Origin of the sequence: Paraburkholderia sp. GAS82 (assembly GCF_050436285.1) — a bacterium.
GTDB classification, from domain to species: domain Bacteria; phylum Pseudomonadota; class Gammaproteobacteria; order Burkholderiales; family Burkholderiaceae; genus Paraburkholderia; species Paraburkholderia phenazinium_B.
On sequence record NZ_JBNDLX010000005.1, the window covers coordinates 58,687 to 77,159 of the forward strand.

General features: G+C 62.9%; 16 protein-coding genes. 5 read left to right on the forward strand and 11 right to left on the reverse strand.

Translation table 11 applies throughout. The features are described 5' to 3' along the window. Positions 1–60: 60 nt before the first annotated feature. On the reverse strand, positions 61–1,383 hold the full coding sequence (locus P3T17_RS16670) for an ATP-binding protein (RefSeq protein ID WP_429407983.1): 1,323 nt from the start codon (positions 1,381–1,383) through the stop codon (positions 61–63). Beyond that, positions 1,380–2,120 (reverse strand): response regulator, encoded by a 741-nt coding sequence (locus P3T17_RS16675; RefSeq protein WP_074268931.1) that lies wholly within the window; start codon positions 2,118–2,120, stop codon positions 1,380–1,382. The genes P3T17_RS16670 and P3T17_RS16675 overlap by 4 nt, the downstream gene beginning before the upstream one ends. Positions 2,121–2,529: 409 nt before the next feature. On the opposite strand from P3T17_RS16675, the gene P3T17_RS16680 reads away from it, so the two are divergent. Beyond that, a complete protein-coding gene (locus P3T17_RS16680; RefSeq protein ID WP_429407985.1) occupies positions 2,530–3,099 on the forward strand; it encodes a thioredoxin family protein in 570 nt (189 codons plus the stop codon). Further along, positions 3,050–3,370 carry a DUF4148 domain-containing protein gene (locus tag P3T17_RS16685; RefSeq protein ID WP_429407987.1) on the forward strand — a complete coding sequence of 107 codons (321 nt, stop codon included), beginning with the start codon at positions 3,050–3,052 and terminating at the stop codon, positions 3,368–3,370. Before P3T17_RS16680 ends, P3T17_RS16685 begins: the two co-directional genes overlap by 50 nt. 16 nt (positions 3,371–3,386) lie before the next feature. Here P3T17_RS16685 and P3T17_RS16690 read toward each other — a convergent pair whose 3' ends face one another. The 4 genes from P3T17_RS16690 to P3T17_RS16705 all read right to left on the reverse strand — a co-directional run bounded on the left by P3T17_RS16690 (position 3,387) and on the right by P3T17_RS16705 (position 7,716). After that, positions 3,387–4,499 carry an acetoin dehydrogenase dihydrolipoyllysine-residue acetyltransferase subunit gene (locus tag P3T17_RS16690; RefSeq protein ID WP_429407989.1) on the reverse strand — a complete coding sequence of 371 codons (1,113 nt, stop codon included), beginning with the start codon at positions 4,497–4,499 and terminating at the stop codon, positions 3,387–3,389. A 2-nt stretch (positions 4,500–4,501) separates the two neighbouring features. Next, positions 4,502–5,506 carry an alpha-ketoacid dehydrogenase subunit beta gene (locus tag P3T17_RS16695; RefSeq protein ID WP_074268934.1) on the reverse strand — a complete coding sequence of 335 codons (1,005 nt, stop codon included), beginning with the start codon at positions 5,504–5,506 and terminating at the stop codon, positions 4,502–4,504. A gap of 38 nt (positions 5,507–5,544) precedes the next feature. Further along, positions 5,545–6,528, reverse strand: a complete 984-nt coding sequence (locus P3T17_RS16700; RefSeq protein ID WP_429407991.1) for a thiamine pyrophosphate-dependent dehydrogenase E1 component subunit alpha — start codon at positions 6,526–6,528, stop codon at positions 5,545–5,547. A gap of 99 nt (positions 6,529–6,627) precedes the next feature. Next, on the reverse strand, positions 6,628–7,716 hold the full coding sequence (locus tag P3T17_RS16705; RefSeq protein ID WP_429407993.1) for an ATP-NAD kinase family protein: 1,089 nt from the start codon (positions 7,714–7,716) through the stop codon (positions 6,628–6,630). Positions 7,717–8,136: 420 nt separating this feature from the next. On the opposite strand from P3T17_RS16705, the gene P3T17_RS16710 reads away from it, so the two are divergent. Next, positions 8,137–10,095 (forward strand): sigma-54-dependent Fis family transcriptional regulator, encoded by a 1,959-nt coding sequence (locus P3T17_RS16710; protein ID WP_429407994.1) that lies wholly within the window; start codon positions 8,137–8,139, stop codon positions 10,093–10,095. A gap of 45 nt (positions 10,096–10,140) precedes the next feature. Here P3T17_RS16710 and msrA read toward each other — a convergent pair whose 3' ends face one another. The 3 genes from msrA to P3T17_RS16725 form a co-directional block, all read right to left on the reverse strand. After that, the gene (gene msrA / locus P3T17_RS16715; RefSeq protein WP_429285865.1) at positions 10,141–10,644 is read right to left on the reverse strand and encodes a peptide-methionine (S)-S-oxide reductase MsrA; all 504 of its coding nucleotides are present in this window, start codon (positions 10,642–10,644) and stop codon (positions 10,141–10,143) included. 220 nt (positions 10,645–10,864) lie between these two features. Then, on the reverse strand, positions 10,865–11,986 hold the full coding sequence (locus P3T17_RS16720) for a sensor histidine kinase (RefSeq protein ID WP_429407996.1): 1,122 nt from the start codon (positions 11,984–11,986) through the stop codon (positions 10,865–10,867). Between the two features lie 234 nt (positions 11,987–12,220). After that, on the reverse strand, positions 12,221–13,114 hold the full coding sequence (locus P3T17_RS16725) for an SDR family oxidoreductase (protein ID WP_429407998.1): 894 nt from the start codon (positions 13,112–13,114) through the stop codon (positions 12,221–12,223). Between the two features lie 108 nt (positions 13,115–13,222). Here P3T17_RS16725 and P3T17_RS16730 point away from each other — a divergent pair, with 108 nt between their 5' ends. Continuing rightward, a complete protein-coding gene (locus P3T17_RS16730) occupies positions 13,223–14,059 on the forward strand; it encodes a helix-turn-helix transcriptional regulator (RefSeq protein WP_074268940.1) in 837 nt (278 codons plus the stop codon). 57 nt (positions 14,060–14,116) lie between these two features. Here the strand turns inward: P3T17_RS16730 and mdeB are convergent, their stop codons facing one another. After that, positions 14,117–16,837: an alpha-ketoglutarate dehydrogenase gene (gene mdeB / locus P3T17_RS16735; RefSeq protein WP_429408000.1), complete on the reverse strand. Its 2,721-nt coding sequence runs from the start codon at positions 16,835–16,837 to the stop codon at positions 14,117–14,119. Between the two features lie 150 nt (positions 16,838–16,987). Between mdeB and P3T17_RS16740 the strand changes: the two genes are divergently transcribed. Beyond that, positions 16,988–17,515 carry an Lrp/AsnC family transcriptional regulator gene (locus P3T17_RS16740; protein WP_074268942.1) on the forward strand — a complete coding sequence of 176 codons (528 nt, stop codon included), beginning with the start codon at positions 16,988–16,990 and terminating at the stop codon, positions 17,513–17,515. Positions 17,516–17,541: 26 nt separating this feature from the next. Here the strand turns inward: P3T17_RS16740 and P3T17_RS16745 are convergent, their stop codons facing one another. After that, positions 17,542–18,453, reverse strand: a complete 912-nt coding sequence (locus P3T17_RS16745; protein WP_429408002.1) for a LysR family transcriptional regulator — start codon at positions 18,451–18,453, stop codon at positions 17,542–17,544. Positions 18,454–18,473 lie beyond the last annotated feature (20 nt).

An 18,473-nucleotide genomic window follows, 5' to 3' on the forward strand; every position in this document is an offset into this window, starting at 1 on the left:
TACATTGCGATACAAAACGACGGAGGCGGCAGGTTCAACCGCCGCCTCCGTCCGGAAACGCTAGCGAACGCTCTTCAATACGAGCCTGGCTTCCAGACCGCCTTCGGGACGGTTCTGCAATGACAGCGATGCGTCCATCGCCAAAGCGAGTTGACGAGCAATCGCGAGGCCGAGTCCCGTACCCCCCGTGCCGCGGTTGCGCGATCCTTCCAGCCGGTAGAACGGCTCGAACACCGCGTCCAGTGATTCGGCCGGAATACCCGGTCCGCGATCGAGCACGGAGATCGTCACCTGCCCATTCGGCGATGCGGCCAATCTGATTTCAGCCGAGCCGCCGAACTTCAGCGCGTTGTCGACCAGATTGCCCACGATCCGGCGCAACGCCTGGGGGCGCGTCACTAACGCGGTGGAGATTTGCCCATGCAGCGACACGTCCTTGCCGGCATCCACGTAGTCGAGCACAAGGCTGTCGAATAGTGCATCCGGATCGATCCGCAACGGCGCCTCGGTGGCGCCGTGCATGGTGCGCGCGTACGTGACACCTTCCTTGACCATCGTTTCCATTTCCCGCAGGTCCTGCTGCAGTTTTACGCCCTCGGCACTGTCGTCCATCACATCCAGGCGCAAACGCATGCGCGTGATCGGTGTTTGCAGGTCGTGCGAAATCGCCGCGAGGATCTGCAGACGCTCGGTCATGTACATTCTGATGCGGTCCTGCATGGCATTGAACGCCCGCGCCGCGCGCGCCACTTCGTCCGGCCCGTCTTCGGGCAGACGCTCCGCTTTGAGATCGGGGCCGAGCGTATCGGCCGCCCGCGCCAACTGGCTCAATGGGCGCGTCGCGATGCGTACGGCCAGCCAGCAGCATGCGGCCAGCACCACCAGCTGCAGCACCAGCACCCACGACAACCACGGCGACAGCGGCGCGCTGGGCATGGGATGGTAGTCGATCGTCAGCGGCGTGCCGTCACTCAGTTGCAGATGAACCTGCAGGCGATCTGGGTCGCCCGGTACGGCGTTGGCCGTGAGCGGATAGCGCTTGCCGATGCCATCCGCGATGGATTGCGCCACCTTCGCCGAGAGCGCCGCATCAGGAGGCGTACCGCTTACGCCGGGCCCCAGAGCGAAGGTATAGGTGCGCCGCGCCAGCCGCGGCAGCCATTCCGCACGCTCGCTGGGCGGCAGATGATCGAGCAACGCAACCGAGCTCGTAACCTCGCGCTCGATGTAACCCATCATCACGTTGGTCATGGTCTGGTCCCGCTCCGTCCTGGTGAGCCAGACCGACAGCGTTTGCACCAGCGCAAGGCTGACAAACAGAATCAGCGCGAGCCGGGCGAACAGCGTGCGCGGCGGCCATCGCAGCAAGGCATTGCGTTTCATTGATCGCCTTCGACCATGGTCACGGCAGCAGAGAACACGTAGCCCTCGCTACGTAGCGTCTTGATGTAGCGCGGTTCGCGTGCGGTGTCCTGCAGGCGCTGCCGCAAACGGCTCACCAGCAGATCGATCGAGCGGTCGAACGCGTCGGCCTGACGGCCCTGGGTCAGATTGAGCAACTGGTCTCGCGTCAGCACGCGTTGCGGGTGATCGAGAAATACGCGCAGCAGGCGGTACTCCGCGCCGCTCAGGGCCACCATGGTGCCCTCGGCGTCGAGCAGATGACGCGCGACTGTGTCGAGCCGCCAGTCGCCAAAGCTGATCATCGGCGAGGTTTCCGTCACCTGCATACCGGGCGGCAGCATCCTCGCGCGGCGCAAGACCGAGCGGATGCGCGCCAGCAGTTCGCGCACGGCAAACGGCTTGGACAGGTAATCGTCGGCGCCCATTTCCAGCCCGACAATGCGATCCGTCTCTTCGCTGCGGGCGGTCAGCATCAAAACCGGCACCGCGCGAAACTTGCCCGCACGCAATTCGCGGCACAGGACGAGACCGTCCTCTCCGGGCATCATCAGGTCGAGCACGATCAGATCAGGCGCACCCTGCTCCAGCACGGCGCGCATCTGGCGACCGTTAGCGGCCAGCGATACGCGCATGCCGTTCTTCTCGAGATAGGTCGCAATGAGTTCGCGGATGCCGCGATCGTCATCGACGATCAGGATGTGGTCGGTGTTTTCCATCAATGGCTCAATCCTTCCGACGATTGACGCGCACACGGTTCACGTTGACCAGCAAACACTGCACGGGGTGCGCCATCTCCGCTGCAAGTCCGCCCGCCAGGAAGGCGAGAATTGCCATCAGCCGCCTCATACGTCCTCCGCGACTGACTGGTTCGCGCCATTGGCCACGACGACCTCCAGCGTATACGGGTCGATGCCTTCAAGGCAATCGACGGGCAGTTGGGCACTCATGGGACTCTCCACCAGAGGAATGGCTGCTTTATAGCCTGGTACCGGCGGGGCTTTGTATCCCAATGTATCTGGGCATTCCCGCGACACAAAACATTGCACTGCAGCCACCGCGGCGACACAAGCCAGATACGAACGGGCGTTCCAATACAGCCATCCCGTTCAACGAAAGGCCCCTGACATGTTCTCCAACTTCAAATCCGTCGCCGCCACGATTCTGTTTGCCGCCACCGTGGCTGGCGGTGCCGCTGCCATTACCGCTCTCGCGGCGAGTCCGGCCGCGGCCCCGGCTGCCACCCTTCCCGGCAAAAACAATACCGCTCCGGATTTCACCGGTATCGACAACTGGATCAATAGCAGCCCGCTGACTATGCAGCAGTTGCGCGGCAAGGTGGTGCTGGTCGACTTCTGGACCTACACCTGCATCAACTGTATCGACGTGCTGCCTCACGTGAAGGCCTGGAATCAGCAGTTCAGCAATCAGGGGCTGGTGGTAGTGGGCGTCCACACGCCCGAGTATCCGTTCGAACGCAACACAGACAACGTCAAGGAAGCGATCAAGCGCCTCGGCATCACCTACCCGGTCGCGCAGGACAACCACTATGCGACGTGGAACGCCTACGACAACCAGTATTGGCCGGCGTTCTATCTGGTCGACAAGAAGGGGCGCGTCGTCTACACGCATTTCGGTGAAGGTGCTTATGACCAGACAGAAGCGAAGATCAAATCCTTGCTGGCGGAAAACCCGTGATTCGTATCGCCATGCATCTGGGCATCGAGGTGATACACGACATTGCAATTCGCCGCTTTCCCGACACAAGCCCGATACGTCTGCGGGTTCAAATGCATCAACGCCGGCAACGACCGCCGCTCAACCGACGGTCGCCGCACAACCGCAGCAATGGAGTCCGAATCAAATCAACGTGACGCCGAAGACGCGTGCCGAAGTTCGTCATGAACTGGCTCAGGCCGAGCACGATGGCGAGATCGCCCGTCTGAACAAGTTGTATCAGGGTGGTTGATCGGCCTGCGCCACGGCTAGTCTCCGAAGAAGTCGTTGAGCAGGCGGTTCACCTCCGATGCAGCCTCCATCTGCACCATGTGTCCCTTCCCTTCAACGACATGCACAGAGACATCTCCCGCCAGTCCTTGCGCGTGACTGGCGGGAATGATCTGATCCTGCGCGCCCCAGATCACCAGCGTGCGCGGTGCGAGCGTCGCGAGGCGATCGCGATAGAGCTTGCGCTGCGCGTTGCCTTCGAAGGCCGACGCGGCGATCTTCTGCAAAGCCTCGTTCACCCCCTCCAGACGCTTGTACTTGACGATGTCTTCGACCAGTTGACGGGTCACCAGCGACGGATCCGCAAACAGCTTCGTCAGATGCGGTTTTATCGTGTTGCGGCTGCTGCCAGCCACAAAGCCGTCGATATACTCGCGATTGATCTCCTTGCCGAGACCTGCGCCCGCGATCAACGACAACGAAGCAACCCGCTGCGGCGCCTTATCGGCGACCGTCATCGCGACGAGACTGCCCATCGAATGTCCGACCAGGTGCGCGCGCCCGATACCGCGATCGTCGAGAAACGCGATTACGCTCGCCGCCAGTTCGTCCGCGTCGCCTGCCTCGACCGCCTTGCCTGACTCGCCATGCCCCGGCAGATCAAGCGCCCATACCGCGCGATGAGCGGCAAGATCGGCGTGATTGAAGAGCCAGTTATTCAGGTCCCCCCCGAAACCGTGGATCAGGACCACAGGTGTGCCGCCCTCGCCGATCTTCAGATAGCGGATGGTGCGCCCGCCGATCTGCACCTTCTCGGGTTGCGGCCCTGCGTCGGCGGTATCGGCGCTGGCCGGCACGAAGTCGCGCTGGAATGCTTCGACTGCCTGATCGATTTCCGCCTCCGTGGTCGCTTCGTCGGACACCACCGCCAGCAGTGCGCCCACCGGCAACGTATCGCCCTCCTGTGCGATCTGACGACGCAGGATGCCATCGAAAGCGCACTCGACGCCGGACGCGATCTTGTCCGTTTCGACGTCGAGTACTTCATCGCCTTTGCCGACTTTCTCGCCCAGCGCCTTGAGCCATCCGTTGACCTGCCCCTGCTCCATCGAGAGGCCCCACTTGGGCATCGTAATCATGTGAACCGGCATTGCTAGCTCCTCACTTTCCGCACCGCTGCGGCGATTTTTTCGGCCGACGGGATGTACATGTCTTCGAGCACTCCGGCAAAAGGCGCCGGCGTGTGCGGCGCCGTGACGAGTTCGATCGGCGCCTTCAGCGAGTGAAACGCGCGTTGCGCGACCAGCGCGGCGATATCCGTTGCCATCGAGCAGCGCGGATTGGCTTCGTCGACCACCACCACGCGTCCAGTACGTTCGGCGCTCTCGAGGATCGTTTCTTCGTCGAGCGGCGAGGTGGTGCGCAAATCGATGACTTCCACCTGGATGCCTTCCTTGGCGAGTTTCTCTGCGGCCTCGGTCGCGAAGTGCACCATGCGTCCATAGGTCACGATGGTGACGTCGTCGCCTTCGCGCACCACGTTCGCTTCGCCGAACGGAATCGCATACGACTCTTCGGGCACATCGCCTTCACGGCTGTAGAGCAGCTTGTGCTCACAGAAAATCACCGGGTCGTTGTCGCGGATCGCCTGGATCAGCAGGCCCTTTGCGTCATACGGTGTGGACGGACACACCACTTTCAGCCCGGGAATGTGAGTGAATAGCGAGGTCAACATCTGCGAATGCTGGGCCGCTGCCCGCAAGCCGGCGCCCTGCATCGCGCGGATCACTACCGGCGTCACCGCTTTTCCGCCGAACATATAGCGAAACTTGGCGGCCTGATTGAAGATCTGATCGAAGCACACGCCCATGAAGTCGATAAACATCAACTCCGCGACCGGACGCATTCCGCAAGCGGCCGCGCCCACTGCCGCGCCGATATAACCGCCTTCCGAAAGCGGCGTATCGAGCACGCGCCCCGGATATTTGTGAAAGAGCCCCTTCGTTACACCGAGCACGCCGCCCCATGCGTCCTGCTCGCCGGGCGAACCTGCGCCGCCCGCATTGTCCTCACCCATCACGATGACGCTTTCGTCGCGCGCCATCTCCTGACTCAGCGCTTCGTTGATCGCCTGAGAAAATGTGATCTTCCGTGCCATTTCCGCCTCCAATGCCAATGTTTAGATATGCTTTGCGTTTACGGATAAGACACGTAGACATCAGTCAATAGATCCTCGGCGGTCGGCAAAGGCGCCGCCTTGGCCTCTTTCACCGCATCGTCGATCAGTTGCCTGACCTTGGCATCGACACCACGCAACTCATTGGAAGTAAGCATTTCCGCGCGCACCACACGTTCCTCGAAGCGCTTCAGGCAATCCTTCTCGTCACGCAGCTTCTGCACCTCACCCGGCGCACGATAGGTTTGCGCATCGCCTTCGAAATGGCCGAAATAGCGCGAGAACTTCACTTCGACGAGCGTCGGGCCGCCGCCATTGCGGGCACGCGCGATGGCTTCGCCCAGCGCCTCATGCACCGCGAAGAAATCGAAACCGTCGACGATCACGCCCGGCATGCCGAAGCCGCTCGCCCGGTCGGCAATGTTGTCGGTGGCCACCGACCACGTCGACGAGGTCGCCTCGGCATAGCCGTTGTTTTCCGCCACGAAGATGGCCGGCAAGCGCCACACAGAAGCGAGATTCATCGATTCGAAGATCACCCCCTGATTCGACGCACCGTCACCGAAGAAGCACACGCCGACGCCGCCGGTTTTCTTGTACTTGGCGGCGAGCGCCGCGCCGCAGATCAGCGGGCCGCCCGCTCCGACGATGCCATTCGCGCCGAGCATGCCCTTCGACAGATCGGCGATATGCATCGAGCCGCCCTTGCCATGGCATACCCCTGTCTGACGACCGTAAATTTCGGCCATCATGCCGCGCACGTCGACGCCCTTGGCGATGCAATGGCCGTGACCGCGGTGCGTGGTGGCCACATAGTCCGCAATATCCAGATGCATCATCGTGCCCACCGCCGACGCTTCCTCGCCGGCATACAGGTGCACAAAGCCGGGAATCTCGCCGGTGGCGAATTCGACGTGCAGCCGCTCTTCGAATTCGCGGATCGTGCGCATCAACCGGTACGCCTCCAGTAGCTTTTCCTTGCTCAACTGACTCGAAACCGACATGGCGTGTCTCCTTGGAATGAATCAAATGCACTGCTACCTAAACAAGCGTCGCGCGCGGCAGTTTGGAGCCATGGCTGACGCTGACTCTAATACGCTCTGCTAAGCGCCTGCGCCGGCCGCCGTCTGCATGACAGCGCCAGCCCTATAAGCCGCCTCGCGCATGAGCTGATGCGAAGCGCAATAGCGCAAGGTGCGCTCGACATCCACCGTAAGCGGGCCGTTCCAATCAAGCGAAATCTCATAGCGGTCGTCGCGCTCGAGTTCGATCTCACGCTCACCGTCGAAGGCAAGCGTGCCGTGCCCGGTATTCAGCGGCGTCCACACGCCGGCCTCAAAGCGTTCGCAGGTGCGCAACGTCACCTGCTCGACGCGGCCAGGCGCGATCGGCGCGACGAGCGGCACACCCGGTTCGCCGTTGCGCCCAAAACACAGATGCAAGCCGTGTGGCGCGCTGCGTTCCACCGGAGCCCATGCGCCGCCAATCGACGACAGTCCGATGCCGTCGGGAGCCGCAAACGTCAAAAACAGCGTTTCGATATCTGCTGGTTCCGATACGGCCCGCGCGCCAACGAAGCGTTGACGGCTGACACACACGTCGACCAGCGCAATCTCTTCGCGGCCGCGATTTGGCCCTGCCACGCAGCGGACCACGAGGCGTTTGTTGCGCCTCAACGCGACCTCGGCGGGCACCGCGCCGGACGCGACGAGCGCGCCCGCGAGGCCCGCGACGGTTGCCTCGCGCATCTCAGGGAAGGCATTGTTGGTGCCGGTGGAGAGCGTCAGCAAGGGCACTTGCGCGCAATGCGCGGCCACTGCGCGATGCGTGCCATCACCGCCCAGCACCGCGATCAGTCCAACTTCTGCGCGCACCATCGCAGCGACGCCGGCATGGGTGTCCGCCACGCTGTCCGCAATCGGTTGTTCGAGGAATTCGACTTGAGGCCAGGGCTGTGGGCCGGCGAGCGCCGTATGGGTATCGATTGCGCGCAGCAGGAGCGCCGCGACGCCGGTGCGATCACGCAGGGTCAGCACGCGCTCGACACCGACCACGCCGAGTCCCGCGAGCAGCCGCACGACCATGTTGGCCTTTTCCGATGTCGGGAACACCGACGCGTGGCTGGTGAGCCGGCGAATATCGCGCCCCGATGCGGGGTTTGCGATCACGCCGACGGTGATGGGCGATGGCACTGTCTTGTCTCCGGTCTTTTTTTGTAAAGCGCTGCCGACTGCTGCGCTTTCATGCGTGACAAAGACACTGCAAAGGATGTGCCAAAAAACCCAAGCGGCACCGCATGACAACGAAAACCGCTTGTTTAAAGGGGTTTCCGCGGGCGACGCACTCGCTGGTCATGCGGAACGAACAGCATCAGATAGCCATTGAGACGTCTCAAGCCCTCGACTCGTACGCTCACAGGCGTCTCACCGGGCCACGCAAAGATCACGGCAAGCCCCACCGCATAAGCCTCAACGCGACAACCCCGCAGTCTCACGACCCGCTTGAGACAATCGTCTCAGCCGTCTCGCATGCTGCATTGCAGTGTGATTGCGCACGTCAGATGTGCTACAAAAACAGCCTGCACTCACCGCGTGACTCGACGGGAGCCGGCCATGCCCTATGTCTCTCAAACCCAGCACGTCGACCGGGTGCGCGGCGCCATCGAGGGACGGCTGCCTGCGCCCGCTGGTTCGCCGCGTCTCGTGTCGTCATGGCAGCGCTCGTTCGAGGAATATCGGCTCGATCCGAGCTCCGTGATCGGACCGCGTGTGCTCACCTCCAATGAACTGCGCGAAGTGCGAAGCAAGGAGGAGGCCTTTCTGCGCGCATCGGGCCAGTGTCTGGCGCGCCTGCACGAGATGATTCGCGTGGCCGACTATTGCGTGATGCTGACCGATGCACATGGCGTCACGATCGACTACCGGATCGACCGCGACCGCCGCAACGACTTCAAACGCGCGGGGCTGTTCATCGGTTCATGCTGGTCGGAGCGCGAAGAAGGCACCTGCGGTGTGGCAAACGTCCTGACCGATCTGGCGCCGATCACCGTCCACAAGACCGATCACTTCCGCGCAGCGTTCACCACGCTGACCTGCAGCGCGGCCCCGATCTTTGCACCGAACGGGGAGATGATCGGTGTGCTCGACGCGTCGGCGGTGCAGTCGCCGGATAATCGCGATAGCCAGCGCCTCGTGCTGCAACTGGTGCGGCAAAGTGCGGTGCTCATCGAAGATGGCTATTTTCTCAATCAGACGGCACAGCACTGGGTTCTCTTCGGCCACGCGAGCCGCAACTTCGTCGAAGCGCAACCCGAAGTGCTGATCGCACTCGACGAAGGCGGCAACGTGGTCGCCGCGAATCGCAAAGCGCACGAATGCGTCCCAGGACTCAAGGAACCGCGTCACATCGACGAAGTCTTCGATGTGTCAGCCGAGCATCTGCATGACGCCGCGCGCAGCGATGCGATTGTCGGACTACGGGTGCGAGCCACCGGCATGATGCTGTATGCACGAATCCGCGCACCGCTTAGGCGCTCCGCACGCCACAGCAGCAACAGCAGCAATCTCACTGCGGCAAGCACGGCGCGCGAAGCGCAGGCGGACAGCAACCTCGGTTCCCTCGCTCGCTTCCTGCATAGCGCGGATCGCCGTATCGCACAGAACGCGCAGGTAGCGTTGCGCGTTGCCGGCAAACGGCTACCGCTTCTCGTGCTTGGTGAGACCGGCGTCGGCAAGGAAGTATTCGCGCGTGCCGTGCACGACGCTAGCGAGCGCCGCACCCGCCCCTTTGTTGCGGTCAATTGCAGCGCGATTCCCGAAGCGCTGATCGAAAGCGAGTTGTTCGGCTATGCGCCCGGCGCCTTTACCGGCGCTCGCAGCCGTGGCGCAACCGGCAAGATCGCGCAGGCCCACACGGGCACGCTGTTTCTCGATGAGATCGGCGACATGCCGCTGAATCTGCAAACGCGTCTGTTGCGCGTGCTCGCCGAAGGCGAAGTGATACCGCTCGGCGGCGATGCACCGCAACAGGTGGATATCGACGTGATCTGCGCCACCCATCGCGATCTCGCGCAGATGGTGATGGAAGGGCTCTTCCGCGAGGACCTGTACTACCGGCTGACCGGCGCGACGCTAAGCATGCCGCCATTACGAGAACGCGCGGACATCCGCGATGTGATCGATGCGGTTTTCGACGAGGAAGCGCGCACGGCCGGCCATGTGCTGACGCTCGATGCGCGGCTCGCAGCGCATCTGTGCACGTATGCGTGGCCTGGCAACATCCGCCAGTTACGCAACGTGCTGCGCTACGCGTGCGCGATGTGCGAGTCGACGCGTGTGGAGATGCGGCATGTGCCGCCGGATATCGCGGCGCTGCTCGCGCCTGACGGCGATGGCCGGCGTGCGCAGGAAGCCAGTGGATGCGATGAACACGACGAACGCACCCGGATCATCGAAGCGCTCACGCGTCACCAATGGCGGCCCAATGCAGCCGCGGTCGCGCTCGGCATCTCGCGAGCGACCTTGTACCGGCGCATTGCCCGCCTGAAAATCTCCGGCCCGCATCGCGTGTGAAATGCCGCGGCCCGGCGGCTCAGCGGCACAGTCAGGCGCCTCCGCTCAAGCAGCGGGCAGCTTCCAGCCTTGCCGCACGAAGTGGCAGGTATATCCGTTGGGAATCCGCTCCAGGTAATCCTGATGTTCCGGCTCCGCCTCCCAGAACGGACCTGCGGGCGCGATCTCGGTGACGACCTTGCCGGGCCACAGATCCGATGCATCGACATCTGCCACCGTCTTCAACGCCACCTGCTTCTGCTCTTCGCTGAGATAGAAGATGGCTGAGCGGTAGCTCAGCCCAATGTCGTTGCCCTGGCGGTTCTTCGTGGTCGGATCGTGGATCTGAAAGAAGAATTCGAGGATCTGGCGATAGCTGATCTTGCCCGGATCGAACACGATCTCGATGGCCTCGGCGTGCGTGCCGTGGTTGCGGTAGGTGGCGTTGGGTACGTCGCCGCCCGTGTAGCCCACACGCGTGGACAGTACGCCGGGGTAGCGGCGCAGCAGGTCCTGCATGCCCCAGAAGCACCCGCCAGCCAGGAGGGCGGTTTCGGTTTGCGTCGTCATATCGATTCTCTCCATGAGTGCGGTGACTTCACTGAGTCCGTCACTCGTCAATGAACAAGTTAGCGTGTTGGGGTTTGCCGCCGGGAGCTGTGGTTCGCAACAGGCAGGCATCGGAAGCAGCATGCCAGAAGTCGACCATTTCCGTCGACTCACAGGTCAGGCCGATCCTGTCGCGATTGGCATCGACACGCCTGGCGGCGAATTCGGAAACTCCCGTGGTCTACGAACCCACAGGAATGCGGACGGAAAACCGGGTCCCAAACTCCACGGTAGACTGCACTTCCAGGGCTCCCGCGTGGGCACTGACGATCTGCTTGCAGATGTAAAGGCCGAGGCCAAGGCCGCCTCCGGGCGCACTGGACGCTGGACGCCAGTACGGCTCGAAGACACGCGACAGCGTTTCCGGCGCGATCAGGTCGCCGCCGTTGGCGACGGAAAGCACCAGCTCACCGGCATCGATCGATCCTTCTATCACGATGGGCGCATCCGGCGCGCCGTGGCTAATGGCATTGCCCAGAAGATTGGACAGCAACTGCTGCATACGCGCCAGATCGCAACGAACGGGAGCGGCAATGGCCAGATGACACAACACTTCGCGCGACGGGTTCGCTTCGCACAGTTCGTCGACGACGGCACGCAGATGCTGCCCCAGGTCATCTACAGGCTGGAGAGAAACCGTGATTCCCGAGCCCAGACGACCGCGTGCGAAGTCCATCACATCGTCGATCAGCCGCGCCATGCGCGACGCGGTGGTTTTCAGACGCTTGCCGATATTTGCAATCTCGGGGTCCTGGGTGCGGCGGCTCAAAAGCTCCGCGGTCGCTCCCACTGCAGCAAGCGGATTGCGCAAGTCATGCCCCAGCACCGCAATAAACTGCTCGCGCAGGGTCGCCGTCTCGCGTTCGTTCGACAGCAGCGCCTCGGTCGACCATTGGCGTTTCTCGCTGTCCAGTTGCATCCCGATCAGCGTCGCAAACACCTCGAACATGCGAACAATGCGCGGTTCCGAAACCTTCGCCGGGCGCGCATCGATCGCGCACAGGTTGCCGAAGTATTCGCCGCTCGGCAGGATGATCGGCACCGAGATGTAGCTTTCCAGACCGTAGATTGCAGGCGTGTGATGCCCGCAATAGGTCGCGTCCTGACTGAACTGGTCGATCACGATGGCGGTTCTCGCGGCGCGCGATTCGAAGCACAGCGTAGTGTGCAGATCCAGTTGGCCGCCCGGTTGCAGGCCGAAGTCGACGGTATCGCGCACCGCGCAGGCTGTCCAGGTCGCGTCGGTGACGCGTGCAACGGCCGCGAAACCCATGCCGGTTTCGTCGCAAATCATTTGAAGCATGGACGGTACGGCCCCAATGCGCGCGACTGCGCCTATGTCACGCGCGAGGGACTCCCGCGAGTCAATCGAGCTTGGTAAGTTGTTCACGTGTGGGATGTTGGCCGTCCGGACGGGTTTTATTTTGCCCTATTCCGGATCGGACTGGGGCCGCGAACAACCGGCGTTGCCCGCGGCAGGCGGATGCGCTGGCGGCGATCGCTTACCGTCAGGCTAACAGACCGCCGTCATCCGGTGTCACGAATGCTCGAAATAGCCGGGCTGGTCGATGTCGCCCAGAAGGTCCGGCCCGACTGCGTGCCAGTCCAGCATTGCCTGAGTGCGATGGCTCGAGGTCGGCGCATCCATTGCCGCGAACATCCCAAACCAGCCGAAATGCTCGTTCATCGCCTCTGGACGCTTGCTGACGACCGGCAGGTTCAGACGACGGCCGATCACGCTGGCGATTTCCCTGAACGGAACCCCCTGATCGGCAACCGCGTGGTATCGCGCGCCGGCCTCGCCTTTCTCAACCGCAAGCCGGTAAAGACGGGCCGCATCGCGACGATGAACGCCAGGCCAGCGGTTAAGTCCTTCGCCCACGTAGGCCGACACCCCTTTCTCACGCGCGATAGCGATCACCCTCGGAATAAAGCCGTGGTCGCCGACGCCATGCACCGAGGGCGCAAGGCGCACGGTGCAGACATTGATGCCGCGCGCGAACAGCGAGGCCGCCACCTGCTCCGGCGCACGCGGGAAGGCGGGATCGAAAGGCCGGACGTCCTCTTCGGTCGCGAGGCGCCCCGGTGCCAGCAGCGCGACCCCGGAGGTGACGATCAGTTGCCGGTCGGAGCCTTCGAGCGCGTCGCCGAGCGCCTCGAGCGCACGCCGTTCCGTCTCGCAGTTCTCGGCAAACTTAGTGAAGTCATGATTGAAGGCGGTGTGAATCACGCTGTCCGCGGCGAGTGCGCCGCGCTGCAGGCCGTCCAGCTCTTCGAGCGAGCCGCGCTGTACTTCGGCGCCTGCCGCGGCAAGCGCCGCGGCTGCCGCGTCCGAGCGCGCGAGACCGAGCACCTCATGCCCCGCCTCGATCAATTCCTTGACGACCGCAGAGCCGACAAAACCCGTTGCGCCGGTCACAAAAACTTTCATGGAAACTCTCCTGAGCCAAAGTGGACAGGAGAGATTCTTGGCGCGTACCCTATCAGGGTAAAGTAGTGACGTTATACAGGTATAACGACTAACAGCGTGAGGGTAAGCATGCCGGCCGCGAATGAAAATCCGCTGGGCACCTATTTGAGGGATCGCCGTACGAAACTGGATCCCGCCACCTTCGGCATTGCGTTGACCCGCCGGCGCACACCGGGGTTGCGGCGCGAAGAAGTCGCGCAGCGGGCCAACGTCAGTGCGACCTGGTACACCTGGCTCGAACAGGGCCGGGGCGGAGCGCCCTCCGCTGAAGTGCTGGAACGCATCGCGCGAGCGCTGCTGCTGACCGATGTCGAGCGCGAGCATCTGTTTCTGCTCGGCCTGGGCCGCCCGCCGGAGGTCCGCTATCAGACAAGCGGTGGGGTGACGCCGCGCTTGCAGCACGTGCTCGATGCGCTGGAACCGAGCCCTGCCCTGATCCGCACTGCCACATGGGACGTCGTCGCGTGGAACCACGCCGCCGCTGCGACGCTCGTCGACTACGGTGCGCTGCCGCCGGAGCAACGCAATATCCTGCGCAGTGTTTTCTGCGACCCGCGCGTGCGCGCCGCGCAAACCGATTGGGAAACCACCGCGCGTTTCGTCGTAGGCGCATTCCGGGTGGATGCCGCGCGCGCCGGAGCCACCAGTCAGGTCGCCGCGCTAGTGGAGGAACTTTGCCAGGTCAGCCCAGAATTCGCCGCGATGTGGCGCGACCATGACGTGCGCGCACACGGCGAGGGGGTCAAGCATTTGCGGCATCCGATCGCCGGTATGATCGCGTTCGAATATTCAGCGTTTGCCGTCGACGGTCGACCGGATCTTCATATGGTGGTCTACAACCCGGCAACGCCACACGATGCGGACCTGGTAAAGTCGTTGATCGAGTCGCGTGCCGTCACGGCTTAGTGACAGCACGACAGCACGGGCACGCTGACGTAACGGTGATTCGGGCGTACCGCGCCCTCACCGTACCCAGGCCGCGCCACCAGGCCAGCCGCTTTTGCCATATCGCTCCACCGCGTCCCGAACCACCCGCGACTCCACTTCTCCCTCATCGGCCAGCGCCTTCAACGCAGCAATCGCGATCGAAGCCCGATCCACTTCGAAGAACTCCCGCAGCGCGGCGCGAGTATCGCTGCGGCCGAACCCGTCGGTCCCAAGCGTCACATACCGGCGCGGCACATACGCCCGAATCAGTTCCGGCACTGCACGCACGTAGTCCGTCGCGGCAATTACAGGTCCTTGCGACGCGCCAAGCGCCGAGCTCACATAGGGCTGAGTCTCCACGCCGCCCAGTCTGGAAGACCGCTCGGCCGCCATGCCGTCGCGCTGTAACTCGGTAAAACTGGTTACGCTCCACACGGCGGCGTCGATGCCCCAATCGTCCTTGAGCATCGTCTGCGCGGCGACCACTTCGCCGAGAATCGCCCCCGCGCCAAGCAACTGCACGCGCGCTACGGCGGTCGACCCGGTAGGCAGCGGGTAAATTCCCTTCAGAATTCCGTCATGTACCGCCTGCAAATCGCCCGCGGGCACCGAAGGCTGCGCATAGTTCTCGTTCATCACCGTGACGTAATAGAACACATCGCGCTGCTGCTCGACCATCTCGCGCATGCCCTCATCGACGATCGCCGCTACCTCATACGCGAACGCAGGATCGTAGGCACGGCAATTCGGAATCGTCGATGCCGCGAGGTGGCTGGTGCCGTCCTGATGCTGCAAGCCCTCACCACCGAGCGTCGTTTTGCCCGAGGTGGCGCCGATCAGAAACCCGCGTGCGCGCTGATCCGCCGCTGCCCAGATAATGTCGCCAATCCGCTGAAAGCCGAACATCGAGTAGTAGATGTAGAAGGGCAGCATCGGCAGGTCATGCACGCTGTACGACGTGGCCGCCGCAATCCATGACGACACCGCGCCCGCTTCCGAAATCCCCTCCTCGAGAATCTGTCCTTTGGTGTCCTCACGGTAATACAGCATGGAGCCGAGATCCTCCGGCTCATACAACTGCCCGAGAGGCGAATAGATTCCAACCTGGCGAAACATGTTCGCCATCCCAAACGTGCGCGCTTCGTCGGCCACGATCGGCACCACTCGCTGACCGATCTCGCCATCCTTCAACAGCGCGGTCAGCATCCGTACAAGCGCCATCGTCGTGGACATCTCGCGCCCGTTCGCATCCAGCGCGAATTGCCCCCAGGTCTGGATCGAAGGGACGGTCAGCCCCTTCGATGCCACTCTCCGCCTTCTGGGCAGATAGCCCCCCAGGGCAGTCCGGCGTGCATGCAGGTATTGCATTTCCGGGCTGTCTTCCGCTGGTTTGTAAAACTTGACCTGCTCGACGTCCTCGTCCGGAATCGGCAAGCGGAAGCGGTCGCGGAATGCCTTCAGGTCGTCGAAATCGAGCTTCTTTTGCTGGTGGGTCGTCATCCTGCCCTGCCCGGACGTGCCCATGCCGAAGCCCTTCATCGTCTTCGCAAGGATCACCGTAGGCTGGCCGCGGTGGGCCAAAGCCTTCGCGTAGGCTGCGTGCAGTTTGCGCACATCGTGACCGCCGCGGCGCAAGCGGTCGATTTCCTGATCGCTCAGCTGCGCAGCGAGCGCCGCGAGTTCGGGATTCTGGCCGAAGAAACGTTCTCGGTTATACGCACCGTCATTCGCCGAAAATGTCTGGAACTGGCCGTCCACGGTGTGAGCGAAGGCACGCGCGAGAGCGCCGGTACGATCGCGCGCAAACAACGCGTCCCAGTCCGACCCCCACACCACCTTGATCACATTCCAGCCGGCGCCGCTGAAGTGCGCTTCGAGCTCGTCGATGATGCGGCCGTTGCTGCGCACCGGACCGTCGAGCCGCTGCAGGTTGCAGTTGATCACGAAGATCAGGTTGTCGAGCCCTTCGCGCGCCGCCAGCGACAACGCGCCGATCGATTCCGGCTCGTCCATCTCGCCGTCGCCGAAGAAACCCCACACCTTGCGGCCTTCGGTTTGCGCGAGGCCGCGATTCTGCAGATAGCGCATGAAGCGCGCCTGGTAGATCGAATTGATCGGCCCAATGCCCATCGAGCCAGTCGGAAACTGCCAGAAGTCCGGCATCAGCCATGGATGCGGATAAGAGCACAGGCCAGGCCCGGCGATTTCGCGCCGGTAGTGCTGCAGATTTTCTTCGTTCAGGAATCCTTCCAGATATGCCCGCGCATACACACCTGGCGACGAGTGCGGCTGGAAATACACGAGATCGCCGCCGCTGCCCTCGCCTGCGTCGGGCGCTGCGGCGCGAAAGAAGTGATTGAAGCCCACTTCGAACAGATCCGCCGCCGATGCATAGCTCGCAATGTGGCCGCCGAGTTCGCCGTACGCCTTGTTGGCCCGCACCACCATGGCGAGCGCATTCCAGCGCAACGCGGCGGCGAGCCGCTCCTCGAGTTCGAGATCGCCCGGATAACGGGGCTGCTGATCGAAGGCAATCGTATTGACGTAGGGCGTCACCCGCGCGCGGGACGATTCAACGCCCTGCGCGAGCGCATGCGCCGCAAGCCGCTCGAACAGAAAGTGCGCGCGGTCGCGACCGACGTGTTGTACGACGGCATCGAACGCTTCCAGCCACTCGGCTGTTTCCTCGGGGTCGCTGTCGTCCTGAGCGCGCCCAGGAGAACCCAACTGCAATGCACCGCTCGACAAATCCGTCATGACGCCACTCCAGGAGGAGGTATCCGGTTAAACAGGGTTGGCACCATGGTAACCATCAATCCGCAAAATAGGCCTCTGATTTGCTTGTCATTCCGGGTCTGGATAGTGTATTTATTCTTCGTATACGCCAATTTACGGAATATGTCATCTATGACAACCACGCCGAAACGGCTGGACCGCATCGATATCGGCATCCTCAGCCAGTTGCAGCAGAATGCGCGCATCACCAATTCCGAGCTGGCGCGCGCGGTCAACCTCTCGCCCACGCCGTGCTTTAACCGGGTGCGCGCGCTCGAGAAACTGGGGTTGTTCAAGCAACAGGTCACGTTGCTGAATCCGGAGCCGCTCGGGCTGCGCATCAACGTGTTCATTCAGGTGAGTCTGGAGAAACAGGTGGAAGAAGCGCTGCAGCGCTTCGAACAGGCCATCGCCGAGCGCCCGGAAGTGATGGAGTGCTATCTGATGACGGGCGACGCGGACTACCTGCTGCGCGTCGTGATGCCGGACATGCAGACGCTCGAGCGCTTCATCCTCGAACATCTGACAAAAATACCGGGCGTCTCGAACATCCGTTCCAGCTTTGCACTCAAGCAGGTGCGGTATAAGACGGCCCTGCCGTTGCCGTCGTCGGGACTGACGCTGATCGACCCGGACGATGTTTCAACGGACTGGCGGTGAGCGGCATACGAAGGCTGCGTTTTAGTTCACGCCGCTTCTGATCCAATATGGGCGCGAAGTGCATCGACAAAGGCGCGCACCTTGGGCGGCGTATAGCGCGCCGGCGGAAACAGCGCGTGGATGCCGGCGGGGGGCGTCGACCAGTCCGGCAGCAGACGAACGAGGCGTCCTGCCGCGACATCCTCGCCCACCGAGAAATTCGTCAGTGCTCCGACGCCACCACCCGCTAGCGTCGCTGCCAGGCACGCCGGCGCGGTGTCCGCAAGAAAGCCCGCGGTGAATCGGACCGTCTGCTTCTTGCCACGTGAATTCTCGAGCGAGACCGTCAACGGCTTCGGCAACACTGCGTTCCCTACGAACGGCAACCGGGCCAGCGCCGCGGCTGTGGCCGGTGTGCCCCACGCCTCGACAAACGCGGGGCTCGCCACCAGCCAGCGCTCGAAGCTGTCGACCTTCACTGCGCGGTGGCTCGAATCAGCCAGCTTTCCCACGCGGATCGCCACGTCGATACCTTCCGCCAGCAGATTCACCAGCCGGTCGTTGGATACCATTTCAATGTGCAACTCGGGATGCTGCTGCCGCAGCGCGACGAGCACGGGTGCCACCACGATCGCACCGTAGTCGACCGGCGTGGCCACCCGCAATGTGCCGCGCAGCGCGCCGCCGTCATCCCCCGCCGCCTGCAGCGCCTCGTCGGCAATGCTGAGGATTTGCCGGCTCGCTTCGTAGAACGCCCTGCCGGCCTCGGTGACGCTGATCCGCCGCGTGGTGCGCACCAGCAGGCTCGCCCCCACTTCCGCTTCGAGCCGCTGCATATGGGTGCTGACCATGGTCTTGGCGATGCCCAGCCGCTCGGCGGCAGACGTCAACGAGCCTGCTTCGATCACCGCGACCAGCACCGCCAGCCGGTTGAGATTCACATCGCTTGCGCTAGCCATTCGATTGTCCACTTTGAGAG